At 67.8% G+C, this 24,497-nt stretch carries 26 protein-coding genes; all 26 read left to right on the plus strand.

What is annotated here, in order from left to right:
- Positions 1 to 19: 19 nt before the first annotated feature.
- Positions 20 to 460: a hypothetical protein gene (locus AB0I15_RS22785; protein ID WP_358098729.1), complete on the plus strand. Its 441-nt coding sequence runs from the start codon at positions 20 to 22 to the stop codon at positions 458 to 460.
- A 211-nt stretch (positions 461 to 671) separates the two neighbouring features.
- A complete protein-coding gene (locus AB0I15_RS22790) occupies positions 672 to 1,688 on the plus strand; it encodes a hypothetical protein (RefSeq protein ID WP_358098731.1) in 1,017 nt (338 codons plus the stop codon).
- Positions 1,688 to 2,893 carry a hypothetical protein gene (locus tag AB0I15_RS22795; protein ID WP_358098733.1) on the plus strand — a complete coding sequence of 402 codons (1,206 nt, stop codon included), beginning with the start codon at positions 1,688 to 1,690 and terminating at the stop codon, positions 2,891 to 2,893. Before AB0I15_RS22790 ends, AB0I15_RS22795 begins: the two co-directional genes overlap by 1 nt.
- Positions 2,893 to 3,483: a hypothetical protein gene (locus AB0I15_RS22800; protein WP_358098735.1), complete on the plus strand. Its 591-nt coding sequence runs from the start codon at positions 2,893 to 2,895 to the stop codon at positions 3,481 to 3,483. Before AB0I15_RS22795 ends, AB0I15_RS22800 begins: the two co-directional genes overlap by 1 nt.
- Positions 3,480 to 4,208, plus strand: coding sequence for a 3'-5' exonuclease (locus AB0I15_RS22805; RefSeq protein WP_358098738.1), 729 nt, complete (start codon positions 3,480 to 3,482; stop codon positions 4,206 to 4,208). The genes AB0I15_RS22800 and AB0I15_RS22805 overlap by 4 nt, the downstream gene beginning before the upstream one ends.
- Entirely contained in the window at positions 4,205 to 4,888 is a 684-nt protein-coding gene (locus AB0I15_RS22810) for an SLOG family protein (RefSeq protein ID WP_358098741.1), read from the plus strand. Before AB0I15_RS22805 ends, AB0I15_RS22810 begins: the two co-directional genes overlap by 4 nt.
- Positions 4,889 to 5,267: 379 nt before the next feature.
- Positions 5,268 to 8,156: a YfjI family protein gene (locus AB0I15_RS22815; RefSeq protein WP_358098744.1), complete on the plus strand. Its 2,889-nt coding sequence runs from the start codon at positions 5,268 to 5,270 to the stop codon at positions 8,154 to 8,156.
- 481 nt (positions 8,157 to 8,637) lie between these two features.
- The gene (locus AB0I15_RS22820) at positions 8,638 to 9,189 is read left to right on the plus strand and encodes a hypothetical protein (RefSeq protein WP_358098747.1); all 552 of its coding nucleotides are present in this window, start codon (positions 8,638 to 8,640) and stop codon (positions 9,187 to 9,189) included.
- A 68-nt stretch (positions 9,190 to 9,257) separates the two neighbouring features.
- Entirely contained in the window at positions 9,258 to 9,713 is a 456-nt protein-coding gene (locus AB0I15_RS22825; RefSeq protein ID WP_358098750.1) for a hypothetical protein, read from the plus strand.
- A 191-nt stretch (positions 9,714 to 9,904) separates the two neighbouring features.
- Entirely contained in the window at positions 9,905 to 10,558 is a 654-nt protein-coding gene (locus AB0I15_RS22830; protein ID WP_358098753.1) for a hypothetical protein, read from the plus strand.
- 24 nt (positions 10,559 to 10,582) lie between these two features.
- Positions 10,583 to 11,116: a hypothetical protein gene (locus AB0I15_RS22835; protein ID WP_358098756.1), complete on the plus strand. Its 534-nt coding sequence runs from the start codon at positions 10,583 to 10,585 to the stop codon at positions 11,114 to 11,116.
- A gap of 9 nt (positions 11,117 to 11,125) precedes the next feature.
- A complete protein-coding gene (locus tag AB0I15_RS22840) occupies positions 11,126 to 12,514 on the plus strand; it encodes a phage terminase large subunit (RefSeq protein ID WP_358098759.1) in 1,389 nt (462 codons plus the stop codon).
- A 97-nt stretch (positions 12,515 to 12,611) separates the two neighbouring features.
- Positions 12,612 to 13,241 carry a hypothetical protein gene (locus AB0I15_RS22845; protein ID WP_358098762.1) on the plus strand — a complete coding sequence of 210 codons (630 nt, stop codon included), beginning with the start codon at positions 12,612 to 12,614 and terminating at the stop codon, positions 13,239 to 13,241.
- Between the two features lie 435 nt (positions 13,242 to 13,676).
- Positions 13,677 to 15,044 carry a hypothetical protein gene (locus AB0I15_RS22850; protein ID WP_358098765.1) on the plus strand — a complete coding sequence of 456 codons (1,368 nt, stop codon included), beginning with the start codon at positions 13,677 to 13,679 and terminating at the stop codon, positions 15,042 to 15,044.
- 130 nt (positions 15,045 to 15,174) lie between these two features.
- Positions 15,175 to 15,444, plus strand: a complete 270-nt coding sequence (locus AB0I15_RS22855) for a hypothetical protein (protein WP_358098768.1) — start codon at positions 15,175 to 15,177, stop codon at positions 15,442 to 15,444.
- Positions 15,441 to 17,444 carry a phage portal protein gene (locus AB0I15_RS22860; RefSeq protein WP_358098771.1) on the plus strand — a complete coding sequence of 668 codons (2,004 nt, stop codon included), beginning with the start codon at positions 15,441 to 15,443 and terminating at the stop codon, positions 17,442 to 17,444. The genes AB0I15_RS22855 and AB0I15_RS22860 overlap by 4 nt, the downstream gene beginning before the upstream one ends.
- On the plus strand, positions 17,441 to 18,436 hold the full coding sequence (locus AB0I15_RS22865; RefSeq protein ID WP_358098773.1) for a head maturation protease, ClpP-related: 996 nt from the start codon (positions 17,441 to 17,443) through the stop codon (positions 18,434 to 18,436). Before AB0I15_RS22860 ends, AB0I15_RS22865 begins: the two co-directional genes overlap by 4 nt.
- Positions 18,433 to 19,797, plus strand: a complete 1,365-nt coding sequence (locus tag AB0I15_RS22870; protein WP_358098776.1) for a phage major capsid protein — start codon at positions 18,433 to 18,435, stop codon at positions 19,795 to 19,797. The genes AB0I15_RS22865 and AB0I15_RS22870 overlap by 4 nt, the downstream gene beginning before the upstream one ends.
- 78 nt (positions 19,798 to 19,875) lie before the next feature.
- Positions 19,876 to 20,289, plus strand: a complete 414-nt coding sequence (locus AB0I15_RS22875; RefSeq protein WP_358098779.1) for a hypothetical protein — start codon at positions 19,876 to 19,878, stop codon at positions 20,287 to 20,289.
- A 12-nt stretch (positions 20,290 to 20,301) separates the two neighbouring features.
- Positions 20,302 to 20,772 (plus strand): hypothetical protein, encoded by a 471-nt coding sequence (locus tag AB0I15_RS22880; RefSeq protein WP_358098782.1) that lies wholly within the window; start codon positions 20,302 to 20,304, stop codon positions 20,770 to 20,772.
- A gap of 399 nt (positions 20,773 to 21,171) precedes the next feature.
- The gene (locus tag AB0I15_RS22885) at positions 21,172 to 21,420 is read left to right on the plus strand and encodes a hypothetical protein (RefSeq protein WP_358098784.1); all 249 of its coding nucleotides are present in this window, start codon (positions 21,172 to 21,174) and stop codon (positions 21,418 to 21,420) included.
- A 91-nt stretch (positions 21,421 to 21,511) separates the two neighbouring features.
- Positions 21,512 to 22,582 (plus strand): hypothetical protein, encoded by a 1,071-nt coding sequence (locus AB0I15_RS22890; protein WP_358098787.1) that lies wholly within the window; start codon positions 21,512 to 21,514, stop codon positions 22,580 to 22,582.
- A 1-nt stretch (position 22,583) separates the two neighbouring features.
- On the plus strand, positions 22,584 to 22,976 hold the full coding sequence (locus AB0I15_RS22895) for a hypothetical protein (protein ID WP_358098789.1): 393 nt from the start codon (positions 22,584 to 22,586) through the stop codon (positions 22,974 to 22,976).
- Positions 22,973 to 23,431 (plus strand): hypothetical protein, encoded by a 459-nt coding sequence (locus AB0I15_RS22900; RefSeq protein ID WP_358098792.1) that lies wholly within the window; start codon positions 22,973 to 22,975, stop codon positions 23,429 to 23,431. Before AB0I15_RS22895 ends, AB0I15_RS22900 begins: the two co-directional genes overlap by 4 nt.
- On the plus strand, positions 23,428 to 23,745 hold the full coding sequence (locus tag AB0I15_RS22905) for a hypothetical protein (protein WP_358098795.1): 318 nt from the start codon (positions 23,428 to 23,430) through the stop codon (positions 23,743 to 23,745). The genes AB0I15_RS22900 and AB0I15_RS22905 overlap by 4 nt, the downstream gene beginning before the upstream one ends.
- Positions 23,738 to 24,496, plus strand: coding sequence for a hypothetical protein (locus AB0I15_RS22910; RefSeq protein WP_358098797.1), 759 nt, complete (start codon positions 23,738 to 23,740; stop codon positions 24,494 to 24,496). Before AB0I15_RS22905 ends, AB0I15_RS22910 begins: the two co-directional genes overlap by 8 nt.
- Position 24,497: the final 1 nt, after the last annotated feature.

A 24,497-nucleotide genomic window follows, 5' to 3' on the forward strand; every position in this document is an offset into this window, starting at 1 on the left:
CCATCTCAAGGGAGGACACATGGCCCTGCTCGCCTGGTTCCGCAGCAAGCAGACCCTCATCAACACGCTCGAAGACACGCTCAACGCCAACCGGCAACTCCAGGACGGGCTCGCCGAGACGGACGCCGAGAACACGGACCTGTACAAGAAGCTCCTCGAGGCGGAGGCCGCCGGCGAGACCGCGCTGAACCGCCTTCAGATCCGCGTCACCGGGCTCGAGCTGCAGCTGATGGAGGCCGCCGACCGGGCTGCCGATCTGGCGCGGCAGCGTGACGAAGCCCAGGAGAAGGTCGAGACGCTGGAACGGCTGTCTGGGGAGCCGCGGGACGCGGTCGGAAGCCTCGTGGGGACGCGGAGTTACCGCGCCCTGTTCCTGGCTGAGAGGGCGCGCGCCGACCAGCTCGCCGCTCTCGTGGCGCTGCTGCAAGAGGCGAACCTCGCGCACGACCGGCTTGCCTGACCTGGCTTTTCACCCCTCCCCGACCTTGTAGCAAATCCTCGTTGTTGCGCCTTGCCGCAGTTTGTTGCATGTTGTAGCGTGATCGCATCAACATGCCCGCAAGGCGCAACATTCATTTGGAGCACTGACAGCCCGCACTTCACCGGAATCACACGACTTCCCGGTGATGCGCAGGCCGCCAGACCACGAACCTCAGCACGCCAGGAGCACGATGACCACCAACGACGAACCGGAGACCGGCCAACCCACGCACGCCGCCTGCCCCCACCCCACCTGCGACCGGACCGAAGTCCAGATCAACAAGGACGGCACGCTCAGGAAGCACAAGCACGGTGCCGTCTGGTGCCCCGGCGGCGGACAGCCCGTCGGCGAATACCGCATCCCGCGCCGCTCCAAGGCGGGTTTCTACAAGTGCCACGTCACCAACCGGTACCTCCGCAGCGTGACGACCATCCTCAACCAGGGATCGCCCAAGGAGGCGCTGATCCACTGGGCCGGGAATCTGGTCGCCGAAACCGCGATGGAGCACCTGCCCCGGCTGGTGCGCGCCTCGCGCGACCCCGACCAGGCCAAGGAGGCGTACGACTGGCTACGCCGCGCCCACACCCGCAAGAAGGACGAGCGGGCCGACCTGGGCACCGCCGTGCACAACCTCATCGAGTCCAAGGTGCTCGGCACGCCAGTACCCGACACGCTCGCCAACGACCTCGAGATGCAGCCGTACATCGCCGCCTTCGACGAATTCGTACGGGACTGGCAGATCACCTTCACCGCCTCCGAGATGGTCGTCGCCGACTACGACCACGAGTTCGCAGGCACCCTCGACTACCTGCTCCGCTCCCCTCTGCTCGCCGCCGAGCTGGGCTGCCCGCTCGACATGGACATCCCCGGCGACACCAAGACCGGCGGCGAGCTCGACGCCCGCACCTACGACGGCAACGTCCACGGCGTCTATCCCGAGTCCGGCGTCCAGATGAGCGCCTACCGAAAGGCGAAGTACGGCTGGCTGCGCGACGGCACCCGCGTCGAAATGCCGCCCCGCCACTCCATCGGCGTCGTCCTGCACCTCCGCCCTCAGGGCTACCGGCTGTACCCGGTGGCCTGCGGCGACGACGTGTTCGCCGCCTTCTGCCACATCCGCCACGTGGCGGAATTCCAGACCGGCCCGGCCAAGAACATCGTCGGCCCGGTCCTCACCGTCCCCGCCAACAGGAAGGCAGTCGCCTGATGGGATCCCGCATCATCACTCTCCAGCGCCAAGCCCGCGAGCTCGGACGGCTCCGCACCGGCTACAGCGTGCCGAACGACGACCCGAACAAGCGGCCCCGCGCCGTCCGCTCCGAAACCTGGATCGTCTCGTCTCACGCCGAGCATTACGTGCAGGCCGCCGCCGAGATCTGGGGCGGCACGGTCGAGAAGTGGCAGCCGCAGGGCAACGGCGCCGCCCAGTGGCGTGTCATGACCGAAGCGCCCAGTCTCGACGCGATCCTGCCGCCCGGCGACCCGCTCTCACAGAGCTACGAGCTGTGGTCGAAAGGCGGGGCGCAGCGCCGCTGCGACGGCATGACCGAGTCCCTCACCGACTCCCCGTGCCTGTGCCGCGCGCAGTGGGGCGACGCTTTCCACGAGACCGCGCCCCGGGACAAGGCGTGCAAGATGACGAGCCGACTCAACGTCATCCTCCCCGACATGCCTGACATCGGCGCTTGGCGAGTCGAGACGCATAGCTACCACTCCGCCAACGAGATCGCAGCCGCAGTGGATGTGCTCAAGGGGTCTATCGGCTCCGAGGCGCTGATCCCTGTCCGGCTGCGTATCGAGCAGCGGACCCGGGTCAGCCAGGGCCAGACCAAGCAGTTCCCGGTGGTCGCGGTCGAGCTGCGCGGTGCGACGGCTGGCCAGGTGTTGACGGGCGTCATGCCGATGGCTCGCGCGCTCGGTGAGGCGCTGAGTGAAGGCCATACCGCGATCGAGGCTCCGCGCACCGACTATGCCTCCCTCATCGCCGCCGCCGACTCCCGCGACGCCGTGGTGCAGATCTGGCAGCAGGCCAAGCAAGACCCGAACGCCAACGGCAAGGAGGTCGAGGCCGCCGCTAAGACCCGCGTCGCCGAGCTCGCCGCCCCGGTCGCCGACGCACAGCCGCCCGCAGCAGAAACTCCCGCCCCTCCGCCCGCCGAGTCTCTCGCGGTGGCAGCCAAGCAGCAGGACGCCGAAGACGTAGAGCTGCTCTGGCAGCAGATCGTCGCCGCCTGGCCGCGCGGCATGACCGAGCTGGCCAAGACCTTTCACGGCGCTATGGGGATTCAGCACAAGGGCGCCACGCCGAACGAACTGCAGGTGTTCCTCCGGCTCGTCCGCGATGGCCGCTACAGCGAGCCCGCCACTGCTGCCGACCAGCCCACCGGCGCAGAAGAGGCGGTGCCGTTCTGATGAGCTATCCAGGAACCTCCACCGGCGTCATGGACGAGTGCCTCGCCTGGTTCAAGTACCTGTCCCAGGAAGCCACCTGGGTCCCGAACGGCAGGCCACCGCTCCGCGTCAGCGAGATGGATGCCGCCTGGCGGCACAACGCCGCCAACTGGCTCCTCCGCCAAGCAGGCACCCTCGCCATGCGCTTCGGCATAGGCGAGATCGCGTTCATCTACAGCACGACCGCGCCCACAGTGATCAGCGACGCGAACGGCGAGCCGGTCCCTGGGCCGGACATGCCCGTCTTCGCGCCGATGGGCGAGATGGCTCAGGACGCCCTTGAGCGAGAGCTGGACGGCAGCCAGCAGGCGCGCGACGCCGACCCGGAGGGGTGGCTGAAGACCACACCCCTCTACCAGGCGCTCGTCAAGGACTTGCCCGACAACATCGCCGCGCTCGCCCGCCACTGGTCGGACTGCGACCTGCGCACCGGAAAGGGCACGGCCTGCACCTGCTGGAAGCGGCACTTGAGTGAGTGCCCAGTCAGCGGGCTTCGCGACATCACCGCGCACTGCCACTGCAACGACAACTCGCCGGAGTGGACCCTGTGACCTGGCACCGCGGCATGCTCTGCGCCCACGACCTCGAGACCACCGGCATCGACGTCGAGAACGACCGCATCGTCACCGGCTGCGTCTCCACGATCAACGGCACCACCGGCGAGGCCAACACCATCACCAAGCTCGCCAACCCCGGCATCGACATCCCGCAGGCCGCCACCAACGTCCACGGCATCACCACCGAGTACGCCCGCCAGCACGGCGAAGACCCCGCCGCCGTCGCCAGCGACCTGGCCGACCTCCTCATCGCCCACGCTAACGAAGGCTGGCCCATCGTCGGCTTCAACCTCGCCTACGACTTCACCCTCCTCGACAGGGAGACCCGACGCTACGGCCTGGAGCCGTTCGGCGACCGACTCCACGCTGCCCGCGCCGTCATCATCGACGCCTTCGTGCTCGACAAGCACGTGGACAAGTGGCGGAAAGGCTCCCGCAAGCTCACCGCCGTCTGCGCCCACTACGAGGTCCGCATCGATGGCGCCCACGACGCCTCACATGACGCCATCGCCGCCGCCCGGCTCGCCTACCGCATCGCCCAACGCCACCCCAACATCGCCGCCATGCCACTCCACGAGCTGCACGCCATGCAGATCAAGGCCAAGGCCGAACAGGCGCGCAGCTTCCGCGACTACCTGAAGCGGCAAAACAAGCCGTTCGATGACGTGCGCGACGAATGGCCCCTCGTCCCCTACCGGGCGCGTGAGCACGCCCCGTGACCCGCTCCTGCACGCGCTGGGACGCCGCCGCAGGCACGTACTGCGGCCGCATCCCAGCGCGTCTCTACGCTCAAGGGCCACGGTGCGCCACCTGCACACCCGCAGCCCTCGCCGGCCAGCCCGAACCCGGTCTGACCGCCTACTGCGCGCCGCTCCGCCACTACTGCCCGCCCGACAACCGATGCGCGACGTGGGCCCAGCACCAGCCGCTGTGGCGCATCCTCGCCACCGGCGGACGCGACCGCACTGACAAGGACACCATCTGGGCCACCTTCACCGAGATCCACACGGCGCACCCGCGCCTGGTGGTCGTCCATGGCGCCGCCTACCCGAAGCCGATCCGCGGCGTCCGCCCCGACCGGTCCGCCGACTGGCTCATCCACCTCTGGTGCGTCGAACACGGCGTCTACGAGGAGACGCACCCGGCCAACTGGAACACCTGCTCCACCCCCACGTGCACACCGGAACACCGCCAGGAGCGGCCCGACGGCTCCACCTACTGCCCGCTCGCCGGCCCCCACCGAAACGGCGAAATGGCCGCCCTCGGCGCCCACGAATGCGTCGCCTTCCCCGGAGCCGGACCCAGCACCGGCACCCGCGACTGCATGCGCCAGGCCGCCGCCGCAGGAATCACGGTCCGCTCCATCAAGTCGCACATTTCGGCGGAGGTGGCCCAATGACAGCGACCACCATGCCCCCGCTGCAGGCCCCGCGGCGCGAGCACCGACTTGACGTAATGCGATCAAAATGCATCACATCGCTCCACCTGTGCGAATGGACAGGCCTACAGCAAATATCCGACGCACTCGATGATGCGCTCGGCAAGAACTCGCAGGTCCCGGCCATCCTATGGAATTTGATCGCAATACATCACATCTCAACCAGCGCTACGAGCTGCGGAGATGTCCATGGAGTGGTCCAGCCGATGCCAAGTCTGCCCCCGGCTAGCCGCACCCACCATCACCGACGGTGCCTAGCCAAACGCCACCGCCGACGGCAACCAGCGCAACCCCACACCTGACCTCTATCCGAGCACCACCAGCACCAAGGGGGCCCCGGTTGACCGTCTCCGAGCAGCACCAGCACCACCCCGGCGCAAACCTCGACCAGGCCCGCGCCTGGCTCGCAACCCTCCACGCGGGCGCCCCCGGCCTGCTCAACGTGTGCGCCACCGGCGCATGGGTCGGCGAATACTTCGCCACCGACGAACCCGGCATCAACGCCGCCGTCGCCTACATCAACCGGCTCGACCAGCAGGGCAAGCAGGGCATCTACATGCGGGTCACCACCCTGCGCAACGTGCCCGCGCCCGGCAGCCGCGGCCACGCCAGCGACAGCCTGTCCTGGCCCGGCTTCTGGGCGGACATCGACCTCGCCGGCCCCGGCCACAAGACCAAGCACCAGCTCCCGCCCGACATCGACACCGCCCGCCAGATCGTCACAGCCGCCGGGCTCCCCGAGCCGACCATGTGGATCCACTCCGGCGGCGGCCTCTACCCGTGGTGGCTCCTCGACCAGCCCCACACCATCACAGCTGACGACCTCGACGACATCGCCACCCTCACCGCCCGATGGCAGCACGCCGTCAAGGCCGGCAGCGAGCAGCTCGGCTACCACTACGGATCCGGCGTCGGCGACCTCGCCCGCGTCCTGAGGATCCCCGGAACGATCAACCGCAAGGAGGGCCTCGCCCGGCCGTGCGTCGTCCTGGAAGCATCCGGCGTCACCTACCAGCTCGACGAGCTCGCCGCTCTCCTCTATACGATCGACCTGCCCGACCCGACCCCGGCCGCCCGCCAGCAGCCGCCCACCCGGCCACTGCCGACCACGCACACGCCGAGCCAAGTCGGACCCTTCGACGCGCTCGCCGAAGCCTGCGCATGGGCCGACCTGTTCGAGCCGCAAGGCCTCTCCTACGTCGGCTCCGAACGCGACGGTGCCGAGCTGTGGAGGCGCGACGGTGCGAGCAGCCTCTACTCCGTTCGCGCCTGGCCCCACGTGTGCGTCAACCACTCCGAAAACCTCGACCTGCCCGTCGGCGCAGGCAACAAGCTCACCCACGGCAAGGTGTTCGCCTGGTGGCACCACCGCGGCGACCACCAGGCCGCCGCACGCGACCTCCGCGCCGCCGCCGCAGGCAACCCCGACGCCACCCCGGCCGCCCGCAACCTGCCCCCGGCCGTCCTCGACCACATCCGGCAGCGCTGCGGAGTCCGCCCCTGGCAGCCCCCGCCCACGCCACCGTCCGCCGATGACGCCCCGTGGCCCACCACACCCACCGACGAACCCACCACCACCGCAATTCCGGCAAGCCCGAACACGGCCGACGACGACATCCGCCGCGCCCTGGCGAACGCCGACGAGCCCGACATCCTGCGCGGCCTCTACCCCGACCGCAACCACATCGACGGCCACACCTGGACCGTTCCCGGCGACCACGAAGGAGACCAGCAGCACACCGTGCTGCCGCCGTTCCCCGTCCACACCCTGCCCGGCGACACCGGCAAGTTCGCCGAAGCCGTCGCCATCTACATGCAGGTCCCCGTCGACCTGCCCGCCTTCGCCATCCTCGGTGCCCTCGCCACCCTCGCAGGCGGCCACGCCACCATCCGCGGCAAGTGGCGCGAAAACGCCCTCAACCTGTTCCTCGCCGCGATCGCCGACTCAGGCGAAGGCAAGAGCCCCGCCGTTGGCGCCGTCACCGAACCCATCCGCCAGCTCGAACGCGTCCTACGCGCCGAATGGAAGAACCGGTACGGCGAAATGGCCGACCACCACGAGATCGCCGTCAAAACCCGCGACAAGCTCATCGCCAAAATCGCCGACACCGCCGGACCGAAGCGCAACAACCTGCTCGCCGACCTCGACTCCATCAAGCAGGAGATCGCCGACACCACCCCACCCCCGCGCCCCCAACTGCTCGCCGGAGACGTCACACCCGAAGTCCTCGGCAAGATCATGAACCGGACCGGCGGGCACATCGCCATCATCAGCGCCGAAGGCGGCTTCCTTGGCAACCTCACCGGCCGCTACAGCAAAGGCCAACCGAACCTGGAGCTCGTCCTCACCGCCTTCGACAGCTCCGAGCCGTACCGCCTCGAACGCATCACACGGGAGCCGTTCGAGGTAGACCGGCCCTCCCTCACCCTCAGCCTCGCCGTCCAACCCGTCGTCATCGACGACGCCGTCAACAGCGCCGCCGTCGCCGACCGCGGCCTGCTCAACCGATTCCTGATCGCCCGCCCCGACAGCTTGGCCGGCCGCCGCGACAAGAACCCGCCCGACGTCCCCCGCCACCTCGAAGAAGCCTGGCACTCCACCGTCCACCGCGTCTTCCGCGCGGTGCTACCAGACGGCCGCCCCTTCGACGACGACGGCAACCAGCTCGACCCCATCCCCATGCAGATCTCGGAGACAGCCGAAGATCTGCACCTCGCGTGGCGGCAGCAGATGGAAACCCGCGTCGACCCCGACTCCGGCGACCTCGCCCCCATCAAGGGCTGGGCGAAGAAGCTGGAGGGGCTCGTCTACCGGCTCGCCGCACTGCTGCATCTCGCAGCCGGGCGCGCGGCTGAAGAGCCGGTGGGCGACCTGGTGATGCTGGACGCGCTCACCATCGCTGACTGGGCCATCCCGCACGCCCTGGCCGTCCTCGGCTCCCGTGGCGGCGACGGCGCGCGCCGCGGCCCGGCCGATGAGGCGGCGGAGCACGTCCTGCAGTGGATCCGCCGCAAGGGCGTGCCCGAGTTCACCGTCGATGAGGCGCGTGCCGGGCTACGTGGCCGGTCGTGGGTGAAGCAGCACGGCGCAACCGGGGTCAGGGCGGCCCTGGTGGGGCTCGCCCGGCAGGGGTGGGTCGCCTCGGTTGAGCGTCGCGGCGCCGACGGCCGCCGCCTCAGTGAGGGCTCGTTTGTTCCGCATCCGCAACTGCTCGGGAGGGTCTTGTGACCTGTCACGCTCCGTACCGGGTGTCCGGTACTTCACCGTCCAAGATCATCACTATCCGGTATGTCGAAACACTATCCGGTATCTCTTCGGTATGTGGATACCGGGAAGGAAAGCGGGCTCCGAGCTGGGCGAACGCTGCTCTTCGGTATTTCCGGTATCTCCGGTACCAGGCGCACATGGATATCCAGGGTTCCGGGTCGGACTCCACACACCGCGATGTCACCCAGAGTGACGTACCGGAAAGTACCGGAGAGATACCGGAAAGGGCTCTGACATACCGGATAGGGCTGGTCAGGAGCCTGTCAGGTCTCTCTCTAATTAATAAGGAATATCAAGATCAAACTACTGTATGTATAGATCTCTACCTGCAAGGGTCCACCCAGAGTCACATCCGGCTCTATCCGGTACTCCCCAGATACCGGAAATACCGAAGAGACCGAAGAGCAACGCAGCGTAACCGCGCAGCCGTCGGCGGTGGCGCATGACCACCACCCTCCAAGGCACCCTCTTCGGCGACCTCGAACCCACCACCTCAACCACTGGCGCCCGCGTCACCAAACTCCAGACCAGCCACACCCGGCCGCCCCGCCGCGACAAGGAATGGAACGAGCTCACCCCGTGCGCTCCCACCTGCCTCGCCTGCGGCCAGCCCGAACCCGCCGACGACGCCCCCGCCTGGCCCCTCTGCCCCGCCACCCGCAGCCGCTGCGCCACCATCTGCACCCACACCAGCGACGCCTACCGGGCCGACATCTGCCTCACCACCACCCACGTCCACGCCCAACTCGCCACGCTCCCCGAAACCGGCCTCACCGTCGCCGCCGTCACCTGCCCCTACTGCGACGCCACCCACGCCCACGACGCCACCCCCGGCCGCCACCACCGGATCAGCCGCTGCCACACCGGCCGCCAGCCCTACATCGTCCACGTCCCCGAACCCGCGAGCGGCGTACGAAGCGCTGAGAGCGCCTCTGAGCCCATCCGGGTATCAGGACATCAAGACAACCTTGCAAAGCCCTCCACAGCCCCGTAGCGGCCCGCACACACCCCGTTACGCGACCAGGCAGAACACCCCCACACTTGACTCAGGAGGTCTTGACGATGGCCAGACGCCTCACCGAGGAAGACCAGCAGCGACGCACCAAGGTGATGCGGCTGCGCCGGCAAGGCCAGTCGTTCGAGGCCATCGGCGACCAGCTCGGCATCAGCAAGCAGCGCGCCCACCAGCTCTACTGGGACACGCTCAAGAAGATCCCCGCTCAGGAGGTCGCCGAGTACCGGGTTGAGCAGGCGGAGCGGTTGGACGAGATGCTGCGCCGCGCCTACGAGGTGCTGGGGCGGAAGCACATCACGGTGTCGAACGGCAGGGTGATCTACCACGAGGACGTGCCGTTGGAGGATGACGCGCCCAGGCTGATGGCCATCAAGACCGTGCTCGCCATCGAGGAGCGTCGGGCGAAGCTGTTGGGGCTGGACACGCCGGTCAAGCAGCAGATCGGCGGCGAAGTGCAGGTGACCTACAACTTCGAGGGCGTGGACGTGGAGGGGCTGCGCTGAGCCCCGGCCTCAGCCAGCCGCTCAGCGATCCCCCCGGGAGCGGTCCACCGCTTGCTGGGCGCGTTCACCTGCTGCCCGTGCTCGTTGTCGTGCACTTTGCGCGTGAACTCGGACTTGGAGGTCGGAACGGCAGAGCGACACACGATCTAGCATCCGAACGAAACCAGCAAGCACGACTAACCTAGACAGCCATGGACATAGTGGCAGCCCTAACGGACGACGCGTACTTATCCGGCATCAACAAGTGGGTCGGTGTCATAATTGCCATGGTCGGCGCCATGATTGCGGCCCCGGACGGCACCAAGATGGTTATTCGGGCCCCGGCTGCTCGGGCCCGCGGGCTGATCAACCGCTGGCGCGCCCCCGCAACCCAGTCGCGCTCGGTCAGCGTCAGTGCAACCGCCACGCTCGGCGCCCTGACGGCCACGGCTACCGCACGATCCTGGAAGCCCGGCGATCCTGTTGACGACCGCATCGAAGCGCTCCGTGCCCATATCAGTGTTTTGGAAGGGCACCTCAACCAAACCGCGCGCGCCGTCGACGAGGAAAAAAGCGCCAGGGAAGCAGCCATCAGCGAACTCGGCAACGAGCTCCGCGTCGGGCTGGACGAGCTCCACAAGCTGCTTGAGCAGAAGGATCGTCAACTGGCCAGAGTTGATGCTCGTGCACTTCCTCTCATCGGCTTCGGCATCGTACTTAGTGGCGTTCCGGAGGAACTCGCCGGTTTCCTTGGCTCCCTTGGACTGCTTCTACCTGTGGCGGGCTTTGCGTGGATGGTTTGGATCTTGGTGAAGGTCGAGCGCAGTCGTCGGGCACGAAATCGCGTGCTCGCCAGCGCGGAATGATCGATAGAGGTCCATACTTGGGCAATGGCAGGGGAATGGGTCGCGCCCGTAGTGGCCGGCGCGAGCGGCATTACCGGAGCAGGCATCGGGGCTTACTTCACGTGGCGCACTGCCCGTCATGGGCGGGACCACGTCGAACGGATGGCGAACAAGACCGCCGAGAGTCAGCTTGCGCTGGCTAGGGAAGCCCACAAAGTTGAGGCGTATGCGCAGCTCTCGTCATTGATCATCGCCGTCAGTGCGTTATACGCAAGTGACCCGCTGAGAGGCCATCCGCCTGGCATGCCGATTCCGACCTTCGAAAGCCTGCACGAGCAGACGCTCAACGTCACCGTCAATCTCGGTCTGCACGGTTCAAAGGACGTACGAAATCTGTACCGGGAGTGGGGCGAGAATCAGCGCACTCTCTTTGAACACGATGCCCGGCTGCAGATGAGTGTCCAGAACAGGGCCGATCTTGTTCCTATCAGCGAGGCTGAGTACAAGGACGCACTTGAAGCACTAGCCGAGGCGAACAAGCGCCTTCGCGAGCAGATGAACAAGGAACTCACGTCGTAGCCTCGTAATATGAGCACTACCCTTCGTCACCACTACCGCCCCCGCGGCGCCGCGGCGGAGGTGTTCGCCTCCCGTGCCCCCGAAGTCCTCCTCTCCGGCCCGGCCGGCACCGGCAAGTCCCGGGCCGCACTGGAGAAGCTGCACGCGATGATGCTCGCCACGCCGGGCGCCCGCGGCTTGATCGTCCGCAAGACGCTCGTGTCGCTCGGCAGCACCGGGCTAGTCACCTGGCGGGAGAAGGTCGCCGCCGAGAGTATCGCCGCCGGCCACGTGGTTTGGTACGGCGGCAGCCAGCAGGAGGCCGCCGCCTACCGCTACAGCAACGGCTCCACGGTGGTGGTGGGCGGGCTCGACAAGCCGCAGAAGGTCATGTCGTCGGAGTACGACTTCATCTTCGTCCAGGAGGCCATCGAGCTCACCATCGACGACTGGGAAGCCCTCACCACCCGCCTGCGCAACGGGCGCATCTCCTTCCAGCAGTTGATCGCGGACTGCAACCCGTGGACGCCGTCCCACTGGCTGAAGCAGCGCGCTGACCGCGGCGACACGCTGATGCTCCACTCGCGGCACGAGGACAACCCGACCCTGTTTCGCGAGGACGGCACGCTGACGGAGGGCGGTGAGGCGTACATCGGCAAGCTGGAGAAGCTCACCGGCGTCCGTTACCACCGACTTCGGCATGGGCGCTGGGTCGCGGCGGAGGGCCTGATCTACGAGGAGTTCGACCCGGCCGTCCACGTGGTCGAGCGGTTCGACATTCCGGAGTCGTGGACGCGCTGGTGGACGGTGGACTTCGGCTTCACCAACCCGTTCGTACTGCAGTGCTGGGCCGAAGACCCGGACGGCCGGCTGTACCTGTACCGGGAGATCTACAAGACGCGGACCCTGGTCGAGGACCACGCCAAGCACATCCTGCGCCTGGTCCGCGAGTGCGAGGAGTGCTGCAAGTCGCGCGCCACGGATCACGACTGCCACGAGTGCAAGGCGTGCCGTCTGGTGTGGGCGGAGCCACGGCCGCGGGCGATCATCTGCGACCACGATGCCGAAGACCGGGCCACCCTGGAGCGGCATCTTGGCATGTCGACGATCGCAGCGCGCAAGGGCGTGTCCGACGGTATCCAGGCGACGCAGGCCCGGTTCCGGCCAGCCGGGGATGGCCGGCCGCGAATCTTCTTCCTGCGTGATGCGCTGGTCGAGCGTGACCCGGAGTTGGAGGACGCGAAGAAGCCGTGCTCGACGGCAGAGGAGATCACCGGGTACGTGTGGGACACGTCGCCGGGCAAGCCGCCGAAGGAGACCCCGGTCAAGCAGGACGATCACGGGATGGACGCGGCGCGCTACATGGTGGCGCAGAAGGATCTTGGGGCGCGGCCGCGCATCCGCACACTGGGACGATGACCGAGGCGAGCCAGGTGAAGACCGCGATGGAAGCAGGCCGTCAGCCCTGCTCGAATCTCGGGTGCACTGGAGATGTGCGGTGCCTTACCGTCGCGTCATGGTCAACCAGCACTTCAACGATGTCGAGATCGACAACGAGGTCTTCACCTGGGCACTCGCCACGCGCCTGCAGATGGACCGCTGGGAGGCCCTCTTGGCTCCAGAGGTGTGGACGCAGATGTACCAGCCGGAGACGAAGAGTCCCGCTCGCAGCATGAGGATCAGGCAGGCCAGGATTGAGCACCACTTTTGCCTAACCGCGGCAGGTCACCTGCTTAAGGCGCTCAAGATGCGCCAGTCGCAGATCACGATTGACCCGGTGGTGGCTGCCGAACTCAAGGAAGGCCGTGATCTTCACGAACATTGGGACGAGAACGTGCCGATCTTCAACACCACTCCGCGGCCAAGCCAGCCGAAGTTCCCATCAGGCAAGTCCTACGCAGCGCGCAACCCGGATGAATCGCCGTACTTCTGGCTGCGGTGGGATTCAGAGGTAGGCCCGAAGGTGATGCCGCATGTCCCGGGCGCCGCGGTCCACGACCTCGTGGACCGCACCCTCACAGCCATCGTGGCCAAGCACCCCGAGATGGCAGATAAGGTCCTGCCCCGCCCCGAGTCTCCGTGGCGGGATGATCCTGAGAATGTCGAACGGTGGTGGCCGCGATCCCCCGCCGGCGCCGAGGGGTAACGGCGTGCGCGCGCCTTGGTCGATGGCGCGCTGTGACTGCATAGTCATGCATGATGGCCTCGCCGAATCGGACATATGGGGGTGAGTTGACGCGGTCGTGGGAGTGTTTCATGCACTCGCCGCGACCGTTTCGCGTTACCGCAGGTCAACGCCATGATCGCGAAAAGTCAGACCCTACAGAATGCACACTCTGTACGGTTACCAACAAGTAGCTATTAGGCCGATTACTAAGAGTTCTCGAGGCGGCGTAACTCAGATCGTTAAAATACGCTCCAGCCAGAGATGAAACGTTGCATGCCCGCCACGTGGCCGTGATTACCAGCATGCTTGCGACCCCCAAACCGCTCCGACAGAGGACGCTAAGCCCCAATGAGGGCTAGTGTGGCCCTCGCTCGGCGCTCGCCAGGCAGGGCAAGAGGAGTGTGCAGGATGGTCTTGAACTTCGACGTCCGTATGGCCCCCCGCAATCATGCAGAACTCAAGAAACTAGTGGAGGCAGTACGCAGCGCGAGTATGGCCGACGAGACGTTCTGGCTGGAGTGGAAGTCCGACTTGGACCTGAACCCGGAAGAGAAGTCCGACAAGAGCGGCCGTGCGCACATCGCCAGGGCGATCATTGGCTTCGCCAACCGGATACCCGACCGAGTCAGTGGTTTCGTCGAGGGTTACGGGTTCCTCTTGGCCGGCGTCAGTCCCGAGGACATGAACGGTGTTGAGCAGCACGACATCACTGAGCTTGTCCGCTGGATCCAGCCCTACGTCGGCGATGTCATCCGCTGGCAGCCGACCTATGTCGAAGCTGAGGGTGAGAACGGCATCGTCTCCATCCTGGTCATCACTGTCGACCCACCGCGCTGGGGTGACCCAATCCACTGCATGCGCAAGCAAGCCCCCTCCCCGCAGCCAGGCAAGAGCATCCCGGAAGCAGCCATCTTCGTTCGCCGGACTAACGGCACCACCGACCGCGCGACCGCAGCAGACATCGACGCTTTGGGTGAACGATTGACACGTCGCACCCCTAGCCTGAACCTCAACCTGAAGATCTTGAGCGGCGCCGCAACACCGGTTACCTGCCCTGAAGATGAGGTCAGCTCTTGGCTTGGCATTCTCGAAAAGGAGGCGCTGGAGTCCCTGCGCGAGCACCAGCAGCGGACAAAGAGATCTCTTATGTTTAAGGCTTCGGCTATCTACGTAGACCCCTTCGAGATCCCTGAAGAACGATCTCCAGAACAATACAAAGAGGACGTGAAGGACTACCTTGCGGAGTGTCGGGCGAAGCTGCCTGAGGCGATCAACGAGACTGCAGCCGCGATCTTGGAGCCGGTCGTCTTGCGATTGACGAACCTAACCGATACTCCGCTCCTAAGCGTCCAGGTCGTTCTCCACATTCCAGGAGACGTTCGAGCCCTAGAGCCCGAAGAAGCCTTGCATGTCGAAAATGAGGCATTCCTGCAAGCGCTACCTTCGCAACCACGATACGGGCCGACTCGGTCCCCCCTCCTCGGTGCTCTGTCGCAGGGTTACGCAGGCATTCGTCATGTTCAGGCCGGGCCTTCGATTGAGATAGACAACTCCGGATCGGCCTTGATCCACCTCTCCCCCGTCGATCTTCGCCCCGGCCGCTACGTCGACCTCGATCCCTTCGTGCTGGTCACGGGAGCAGACTCGGGTGAGAGCATCACGGCAGAGTGGACTGCCACCTCCATCAACATGGACGGCAGCGTTACCGGTCAGATGCCGATCCCCTGCCGCGATCGACAGTCGTTTCTGCGTCTCTTCGCTGCCATCCCTAGCAGCGACTAGATCGCCATAACTATCATTGCCGTAGCGGAGATTGGAGGGAAAAAATATTGCTACAACACAAATAGGCAGGAAATCTTGCTGCTACAAGTAGCGTTGACCGTATGGGGATGCGCACACACCGGTCCAGCCCATGACAGCGTTCATGGACGCGTTCACCGCAGAACGCCAAGCTGCCGCTCGCTCCCCTCGCGCGCCCCGCGTCCCGTACACCGTCCGCGCCGCCCGCTGGCTGGCTCGCCGACTCCCGGCCTGGCCCGCCCTGCGCACGCTGCTGCTGTCCCTCGCCGGGTTCGGCATGCTCACCGCCGCCGCCTGGACCCTGCACCTCGCGGCCGGCCTCGCCGTCGGCGGCATCAGCATCCTCATCCTGGAGTCGCTGTCCGGCGGTGAACGCCGGTGAGAAGCCCGCTCGGCGCCCTCGCCCGCGCGGTCCAGAACAAGACGCCCGTCCCATACGTGAGCAGGGGCATCCGGCATGCGCTCCCCTTCGGCGGACGCAACGACGCCGTCTCCCAGATGCAGGCCATGGGCAGCGTCGGCACCCTCTTCTCCATCGTCCACAGGACGAGCAACGCCACCAGCCAGGTCAACTGGAAGCTGTGGCGCAAGGCCGCGTCCGGCCGCAAGGAGGACCGAACCGAGGTCACCCGGCACCTCGCCCTCGACATCTGGAACAAGCCGAACGACTTCTACACGCGGCAGGAGTTCGTTGAGGCCGAGCAGCAGCACGTCGACCTGACCGGCGAGGGCTGGTGGGTGGTGGCCCGCAACCCGACCATGCGCAGCATCCCGCTGGAGCTGTGGCCCGTCAGACCCGACCGGATGATCCCCGTCCCGCACCCGACAGAGTTCCTGGCCGGCTACATCTACGTCAGCCCGGACGGCGAGCAGGTGCCGCTCCGCCTCGACGAGGTCATCCAACTCCGGATGCCGAACCCGGTGGATCCGTACCGGGGGATGGGGCCGGTGCAGTCGATCCTCTCCGAGCTCGACGCCACCAAGTACAGCGCGGAGTGGAACCGCAACTTCTTCGTCAACAGCGCGCTGCCCAGCGGCATCATCGAGGCCCCGACGAACTTGAGCGACACCGAGTTCGACGACCTTCGCGACCGGTGGGAGGAGCAGCACCGCGGCGTGGCCGCCGCGCACCGGGTGGCCATCCTCGAAGGCGGCCTGACGTGGAAGGACCGGCGCTTCACGCAGCGCGACATGCAGTTCGTCGAGATGCGCCAGGTCAGCCGCGACGTGATCCGTGAGGCGTTCGGCATCCCGGCGTTCGCGCTCGGCGAGGTGTCCGACGTCAACCGGGCCACCGCGGAAGCCAGCAAGGCGATGTTCGCCGAGCAGCTCACCATCCCCCGCCTGGAACGCTTCAAGGGCGCGCTCAACGCAGACTTCCTGCCGATGTTCGGCGACACCGCGCGTGACCTGGAGTTCGACTACGAGGACCCGGTCCCGCAGGACGCCGAAGCGCGAGACCGCGAGCGCACCAGCAAGGCGACCGCCGCCGCCACCTACATCACCGCTGGGTTCACCGGCGAATCCGTGGTCGAGGCGCTGGAACTGCCCGACACGCTCGTCTGGCGCGAGCCCGCCCCCCAGCCCGCGCCCACCCCGGCCGCACCGGTCGAGCCGTCCCCCGCCGCGCTGCTGGCCCGGCTCCGCATACAGGCCGCCGCCGAGCCGCGCGAGGACTGGCAGGACCGCCTCGACGACCTCCTCGCCGAGTGGGAGCAGGTCACCGAAGACCAACGGCAGGAGTTGCTCGAGCAAATCCGGCGCATCGTGGACGAGGGCACCGCGGCCGACCTGATGAGCCTGACCGTCTCCAGCAGCGTGGCTGCGGCGCTGCTGGAGACGGCCATGGCCGCACAGGCTGAGGCCGCCGGGCAGCGCATGGTGGAAACGGCCACCGAGCAAGGCGTCACCATCGAGGCCGTCCCCGTCGCTGGAGCTCTGGCTGCTGCCCTCGCCGCGGCGGCCGCCGTGACCGCCGGACTCCTCGCCGCCGCCCTCGCGGTCGCCGCCGGCCGGGCCGCGCTCAGATTGTGGGCGCCCGACATGACAGGCGAACAGGTGTCCGGCCGGGTGCGCGAACACCTGGAGAGCCTCTCCGACGCGGCGCTGCGGACCGAGCTGGGCGGCGCGATCTGGTCGGCGGAGACGGCCGGCCGGTTCACCACCCTGGAGCTCGCCGAGTCCGAGGGCAAGGGCGCCACCTACTACGAAGCCGTCGAGGAGACCGACGCCAACGCGTGCGTGCAGTGCAAGGACGTCAACGGCGAACGGTTCGACACCTTGCGCGACGCCCGCGAGTCCTACCCGCACGGCGGCTACTTCGCGTGCCTTGGAACGATCCGGTGCCGCGGCACCGTGGAACCCCGGTGGAGTGAATCATGAGGCTGAAGCCGGACCGCGCCATCCTCGCCCGCGTCCACGATCTGCTGGCGGTGCGCAACTCCCAGCCGCTCCCGACCGGGCACGTCCGCCCCGAGCTGGCGGTGACCGCGCTGGCCGAAGGCGAAGGCTCGGAGCTGCTGCTCTACGACGAGATCGGGTTCTGGGGCATCTGGGCGGTCGACGTGGCCGCCGCCCTCTCCACCGTGAGCGGGCCGCTTCACGTGCGCATCAACAGCCCCGGAGGCGACGTCTTCGACGGGGTGGCGATCTACAACCTGATCGCCGACTACCCCGACCAGGTGACCGTCACCGTGGACGGCCTCGCCGCCAGCGCAGCCTCGTTCATCGCGATGGCGGGCGACACGATCCGCATGAACCGCGCCTCGCAGATGATGATCCACGACGCCAGCGGGGGATGCCGGGGCAACGCCGCCGACATGAAGGCCATGGCCGCCCTGCTCGACATGATCTCCAGCACGATCGCGAGCATCTACGCCGGCCGGGCCGGAGGCGAGGTCGAGGAGTGGCGCGAGCGGATGCTCGTCGACGGCGGGTTCGGCACCTGGTACACGGCCGAAGAGGCCGTCGCCACTGGCCTCGCGGACGAGCTGGTGCCACTGCCCTCCGAACCAGATGAGCCGACCGACGGCGGCCAGGCCGCGGCGCGGGCCGTGGCCGCTCTGTTCCCGTACGCCATGCCGGGCGAGGACCGGTGGCGGCTCGCCGCCCGCATCCCCTCTGAGGGGTCAACAGACCGATCCGAGGGGTCAACAGACCGATCCGAGGGGTCAACAGACCAGGCGCCGGCCCAGAGCCAGCCGCATCCCCCCGCGGAGCACGAGCCGGCGCCTGCACCACCCACCCCCGAGCCGGCCGTCGAGCCCGCTCCCGAAGAGCCGCAGCCTGACGCGTGGGCGTCAGCCGTCGCGCACCTGACCACGCCCCCGTCCACGGAGGACGTGTGGGACCGCCTGAGGGAGGCACTGCTGTGACCACACCCGTCCTGCCGAAGGACATCCCCGTCCCCAAGAACGCTGATGAGCTCGCCGAGATGCTGGGCGACCCCGGCCGTCTCAAGCCCGTGCTCGCGGACACCGCGACTCTGGGGGCGTTCATCGAGGCTTACGCCAAAGACCAGCACGTCCGGGACGAGTCCATCGCCCAGCAGGTGCGCACCGAGACTCAGCGGGCGTTCGCCGAAGCGCTGCGCGGTGACCAGATCGAGGGCATCAACCGTCTCAACCTCGCGCCTGACGCCCGCCCGGTAGCGCGGACGAAGCATTACAACGCGAAGGCACCGGGCGCGAGGCTGGACAAGGAGTTCTCCGACTGGGGGCACTACCTCACCGCCACCTGGGACGGGGCGAAGGGCGCGGCGGCAATGACCGCGCAGGACATGATCAGCCGCATCCAGAACAGCTTCGGCTCCTCGGTGCCATCTGATGGCGGGTTCCTGATCCCCGAGCATCTGCGGGCGGAACTGCTGCGGGTGGCGCTGGAGTTCGCCGTCGTCCGCTCGCGTGCGCGTGTCGTGCCGATGGAGTCGCTGACCGTCCCGTATCCGACGATCGACTCCACCAGCAACGCGACCTCCGTCTATGGCGGCATCGTCGGCTATTGGACTGAGGAGTCGGGGACGCTCACCGACAGCTCGCCGACGTTCGGCCGGATCGAGCTCGTCGCCAAGAAGCTCACGCTCTACAGCGAGATCCCGAACGAGCTGTTCCAAGACAGCATCATCAGCCTGATCCAGTTCATGGACGAGTCCTACCCCGAGGCGCTCGCCTGGTTCGAGGACGTCGCCTTTACCAGCGGCAACGGTGTCGGCCAGCCGCTGGGCTATCTCAACGCCCCGGCCGCCGTCAGCGTGGCCAAGGAGGCGGGCCAGAACGCCGACACGATCGTGTGGGAGAACCTGGTCAAGGCGTACTCCCGCATGCTGCCAAGCTCCATGAGCCGAGCGGTGTGGGTGGCGAACAACGACACCTTCCCTGAACTCGCCACCATGGCCCTGTCGGTCGGTACCGGCGGCTCGGCGGTGTGGATCGGCGACGGCGGTGGCGAGGCCGCGCCGCCGATGCGGATCCTCGGCCGGCCGGTCATCTTCACCGAGAAGGTGCCGACCGTCGGCGACGCGGGCGACATCAACCTGGTCGACTTCGGCTACTACCTGATCGGTGACCGCCAGACGATGCAGTCGGAGACGTCGGCGCACTTCAAGTTCGGCAACGACAAGACCGCGATGCGCGTAATCGAGCGCGTGGACGGCACGCCGTGGATCAAGTCAGCGATCACCCCGAAGAGCGGCTCCAACACTCTGTCCCCGTTCGTGAAGATCGCGAACCGGGCCTGATCCGCCAACCCCGGCCAGCAGTAACGCCCTGGCCGGGGCCATATCCGCAGAGGCAATCAACCCCCTCCAGGAGGGCACATGCGAGGACTCGGAAGGGTCTACAACGTCATCCCGGCAGCGTCCGGGGTGCACATCCCGCTCACCAACGCGACCGCGATCAGCTTCGTTACGTTCGAGGACGACGGCACGACCATCGCGACCATCAAGGAATCGATCGACGGAGCCTCGGAGCAGGCGCTCGACTGCGACGTCTACCCCCACAAGGCGCCCGGCGTCGGCGGCACCTGGACGGCGATGGCCGAGCAGGACGACACGCTCGCCCTGGGCGGCGACACCACCAACGACGCGATGTGCTTCACGGTCAACGCCGAGCAGCTGTCCGACGGCTTCAACTGCGTCGAGGTGACCGTCGACGGCGGCATTCTCATCGCGATCGTCCACGACCTGACGCAGCAGCGTAAGCCCGCCAACCTGCCGCGCAACGTGGTCTGAGGAGGATCCTGAATGTCCACTCACATCCAGGGCGACCAGCTTCGCGCGCTGCTGCGCGGTGTCCGCGTCACCCGGGCAACGGCCGCGCTCCCACAGACCGCGGCCGGCGCACTGTTCACCATTACCGGCGGCAAGGTGCTGATCACCGGCATCGTCGGTGAGGTCACCACGGTCATCCAGACGCAGGCCGACAACACCAAGCTCACCTTCGACCCGGTCGACGCGGGGGCGACGCAGGACCTGTGTGCGGTGCTCGACATCACCGGCGATGCGGTCGGCGCGATGTATTCGATCACCGGGACGCCGGGCACCGCGATGCAGGACGCGCTGAACTTCCTGCCCAGCAACAAGGTGCTGGCGCAGCCGCTGGTCCTCAAGCCCGGCAGCATCCTGCTCGACTGCGCCGCCTCCAACACCGGCAGCGTGAAGTGGGAGCTCACCTACATCCCGCTGGACGGCGGCGCGTCGGTAGCGGCGGCGTAGCCATGGCGTTGTGGCGATGCCCGGCGTGCACCACCGCTTACGCGGTGGGCCTGCCGGCATGCCCCCATTGCCGGTCGACGGACTACGAGGAGGACGGCGTCATGCCGAAGATCACCCGACACGGCGGGCCGAGCATCGCGGGCGCTCAGATCGTCGGCGGCGCCTGGTCCGATAGCACCGACACCGACGGATGGCCCGACCTCGACGAGCTTGAGGGAGGCGAGGAGTCATCTCCTGGGAGCAGCTCCGAGACATCGCCCGAGAAGCAGCCGACCTCGCCCGAGACGAGCGAGCCCGTCCCCCCGAAGCCTGCCCGAACGACGGCGAGCCGCTCGAAGCGGGCCCAGACGGGGAACTCCACTGCCCGTTCGACGGCTGGGTCTGGCGAGGCTGACGCCGATGCCTAAGTTCGTCACCGACGACCAGCTCGACGAGTGGTTCTGCTACCACCCGCCGTCCGACCAAGCGATCGCGAACGCGCACGAGATGGTGCGCGCGGCCTGCCGCGAGCTGGCCGGCTTCCTGTCCGACCTGCTGCCGGAGTGCCCGGACAAGACCGTGACGCTGCGCGCGGTCCGGCACGTGATGTACGAGGCCAACGCCACGATCGCCTGCCAGCAGCGGCTCTACGAGCCGGACCCGGACTAGAACCTCCCCGGGCGCCTGACCACGACGGGCGCCCGGGGAGCACCACAGCAGCCGTGGAGTCGCAGAGAGACGCGAGGGGAGGTGGAGGCCAGTGGGCATCTGGTACACGACGAGGGAGACCGTCAAGGCCGCGCTCGACAGCAAGGAGACCGCCAGGTCGAACGGCCAGATAGACCGGGCCATCGAGTCGGCGTCCCGCCTGATCGAGGGTGCCCTGCACCGCCGCTTCTACCCCGAGGTGCGCACCCTGACGTGGGACTGGCCCAACGCCCAGCGTGCCAGGTCCTGGCGGCTGTGGTTGGACGCCAACGAACTCGTCTCCGTGACGACGCTCGTGGCCGGCGGCGTGACAATCGCACCCGGCGACTACCTCCTGTACCCGACCGACGGTCCGCCGTACAACCGGATCGAGATCGACCTCAGCAGCTCGGCCGCGTTCGCGTCCGGTGACACGCACCAGCAGGCCATCAGCATCACCGGCCCCTACGCCGGCTGCCGTCTGGACGAGGCCCCAGCCGGCGCACTCGCGGAGGCGCTCGACGCCTCCGAGACCGCGGTCGACGTGACCGACGCTGCGGCAGTCGGGGTGGGCGACATCCTGCGCGTCGACTCGGAGCGGATGATCGTCACCGGCCGAACGATGCTCGACACCGGCCAGAACCTGGGCGGCAACCTCGCGGCCTCCGCCGCAGGCGTCACGGTCGCGGTATCCACAGGCAGTGCATTCGCTGTGGACGAAGTCATCCTCATCGACAGCGAGCGAATGCTCGTGGTGGACATCGCGGGCAACAACCTCACGGTCAAGCGAGCGTGGGACGGGTCGGTGTTGGCCGCCCACACCGCCGGCGCCGACATCTACGCGCCGCGCACCCTCACCGTCGAGCGGGGCGCGCTCGGCACCACCGCGGCCACGCACCTCACCGCCGCGCCGATCGCCCGTCACGTGCCGCCCGGCCCCGTCGTCGCGCTGTGCGTCGGCCTCGCCCTCGCCCAGGTGCTCGGCGAGCAGTCCGGTTACGCGCGGGCCAGCCTGGCGTCCGGGGAGCGGTCGGACACCACCTCGGGCAGGCCGCGCACGCAGAAGATCGGCGCCGGGCTGGACGCGCTGTGGGCGACCGCGTACGCCGCCTGCGGGCGCAAGGCCCGGATCAGGGGGGTGTGACGTGCTCGAAGTGCACGCGACGATCAAGATGAAGGGCCCCGTCATCGACGGGCGTGCGCCCGGCATCCTCGACGACTTCACGCAGGACGCCGTCGATCAGGTGGCCGAGCAGGGCTACAAGGACATCGGGTTCACCCTGCACCGCGTGCTGAAGCACCCGACCGGCTTCTACGAGTCGCAGATCCGCAACCGGCCGGTCGGCGCGTTCGCGCGGGTGCTGTACGACAACCGGGTCATCTACGGGCACTGGCTGGAGGGCACCGGCTCCCGGAACGCGCCGGTCACCCGGTTCGAGGGCTACTTCACGTTCCGGCGGGTGACGCAGGCGCTGAAGCGCAAGGCCGGGCCTCTCGCCCAGGCGGCGGTCCGCCGCAACCTGGGGAGGCTCCGATGAGCCTCGACGCCGCTGCCATCCTCGACGCCATCGTCTCCCACGCCCAGGCGCTCGGCGTGTTCGAGACCGTCAACGCGCACGAGTCGGTGAACGCGCCGGGCCACGGCCTGCACGCGGAGGTGTGGGCGGCGTCGATTACGCCCGTCCCGGCCGGGTCAGGTCTCGCCATGACGAGCGCCCAGGTGGTGTGGAAGGTCCGCGTGCGCGGCAGCGCCGACACGCAGCCACGCGACATGATCGACCCGCACATGATGGCCGCCGTGGACGCCCTCATGAACGCGTACAGCGGCGATTTCGAGCTCGGCGGCAACGTGCGGAACGTGGACCTGCTCGGGCAGGCCGGGACGGCGCTCAGCGCGCGGGCGGGCTACCTCCAACAGGACGGCCACGTGCACCGCGTCTACGACATCACCCTTCCCGTCCTGATCAACGACGTATGGGAGCAGGTGCCATGAGCAGCGAGGACGAGCCGGTCGTCACGGTGACGGCGACCATCATGGACGGCACGGTCGTCCGCTGGCATCGCAGCCTGTCCGCGGCGGAGTGCCACGCGCCGACGGTGACCGCCTCCCGGAACGGCGTGATGGTCCCCAACGGCTACGTGACCGACGTCCCGCCCGAGTGGATGCGGGCGGCCACGCAGGCGTACGAGAAGCTGCGCCGGAATCCCAGGGCCGACGTGAAGCACCTGGCTACCCACCGCCACAACATCGTCGCCAACGGCCCGCTCGTCCCCGTCGAGGGCAAGGAGGCGTCCAGCGATGGCTAAGCAATCAGGGCTCGGCGACCGGCTCTACGTCGCCGGCTACGACCTGAGCGGCGACATCGGCTCGCTGGGCCGGATCGGCGGCGGCCTGGCCGGCACCCAGGACGTCACCGGCATCGACAAGGCGGCGATGGAACGGATCGGCCTAGCCCGCGATGGATCGCTGGAGTACTCGGCGTTCTGGAACGTGGCCACCGACCGCGCCCACGCCCGGCTGTCCCTCCTGCCCACCACCGATCAGGTGCTCACGTACGGCCGCGGCGCCACGCTCGGCTCGCCGGCCGCGTCCATGGTCGGCAAGCAGATCAACTACGACCCCAGCAGGGGCGCGGACGGAAGCCTCACCATCTCCGTGCAGGCCCTGGCCAACGGCTACGGGCTGGAGTGGGGGCAGCAGCTCACCGCGGGCGTCCGGACCGACACGGGGGCCGCCAACGGTGCGAGCGTCGACTTCGGGGTCGGCTCTACCACGTTTGGGCTGCAGGCGTACCTGCATGTGACCGCGTTCACCGGCACCGACGCAACGATCAAACTTCAGCAGTCGTCCGACGACGGCGGCGCCGACGCATGGGCGGACGTCACCGGCGGAGGCTTCACCCAGGTCACCGCCGGGCCGACCAGCCAGCGGATCGAAACCGCCCGGGGCCAGACCGTAGAGCGATATCTGCGGGTGGTCACCACCACGAGCGGCGGGTTCTCCTCGCTGTCCTTCGTGGTCATGGTCGTCCGCAACGACACGTCGGTGGTGTTCTGAC

It is taken from the genome of Nonomuraea sp. NPDC050643 (assembly GCF_040654715.1).
In the GTDB taxonomy this organism is placed as follows: Bacteria; Actinomycetota; Actinomycetes; order Streptosporangiales; family Streptosporangiaceae; genus Nonomuraea.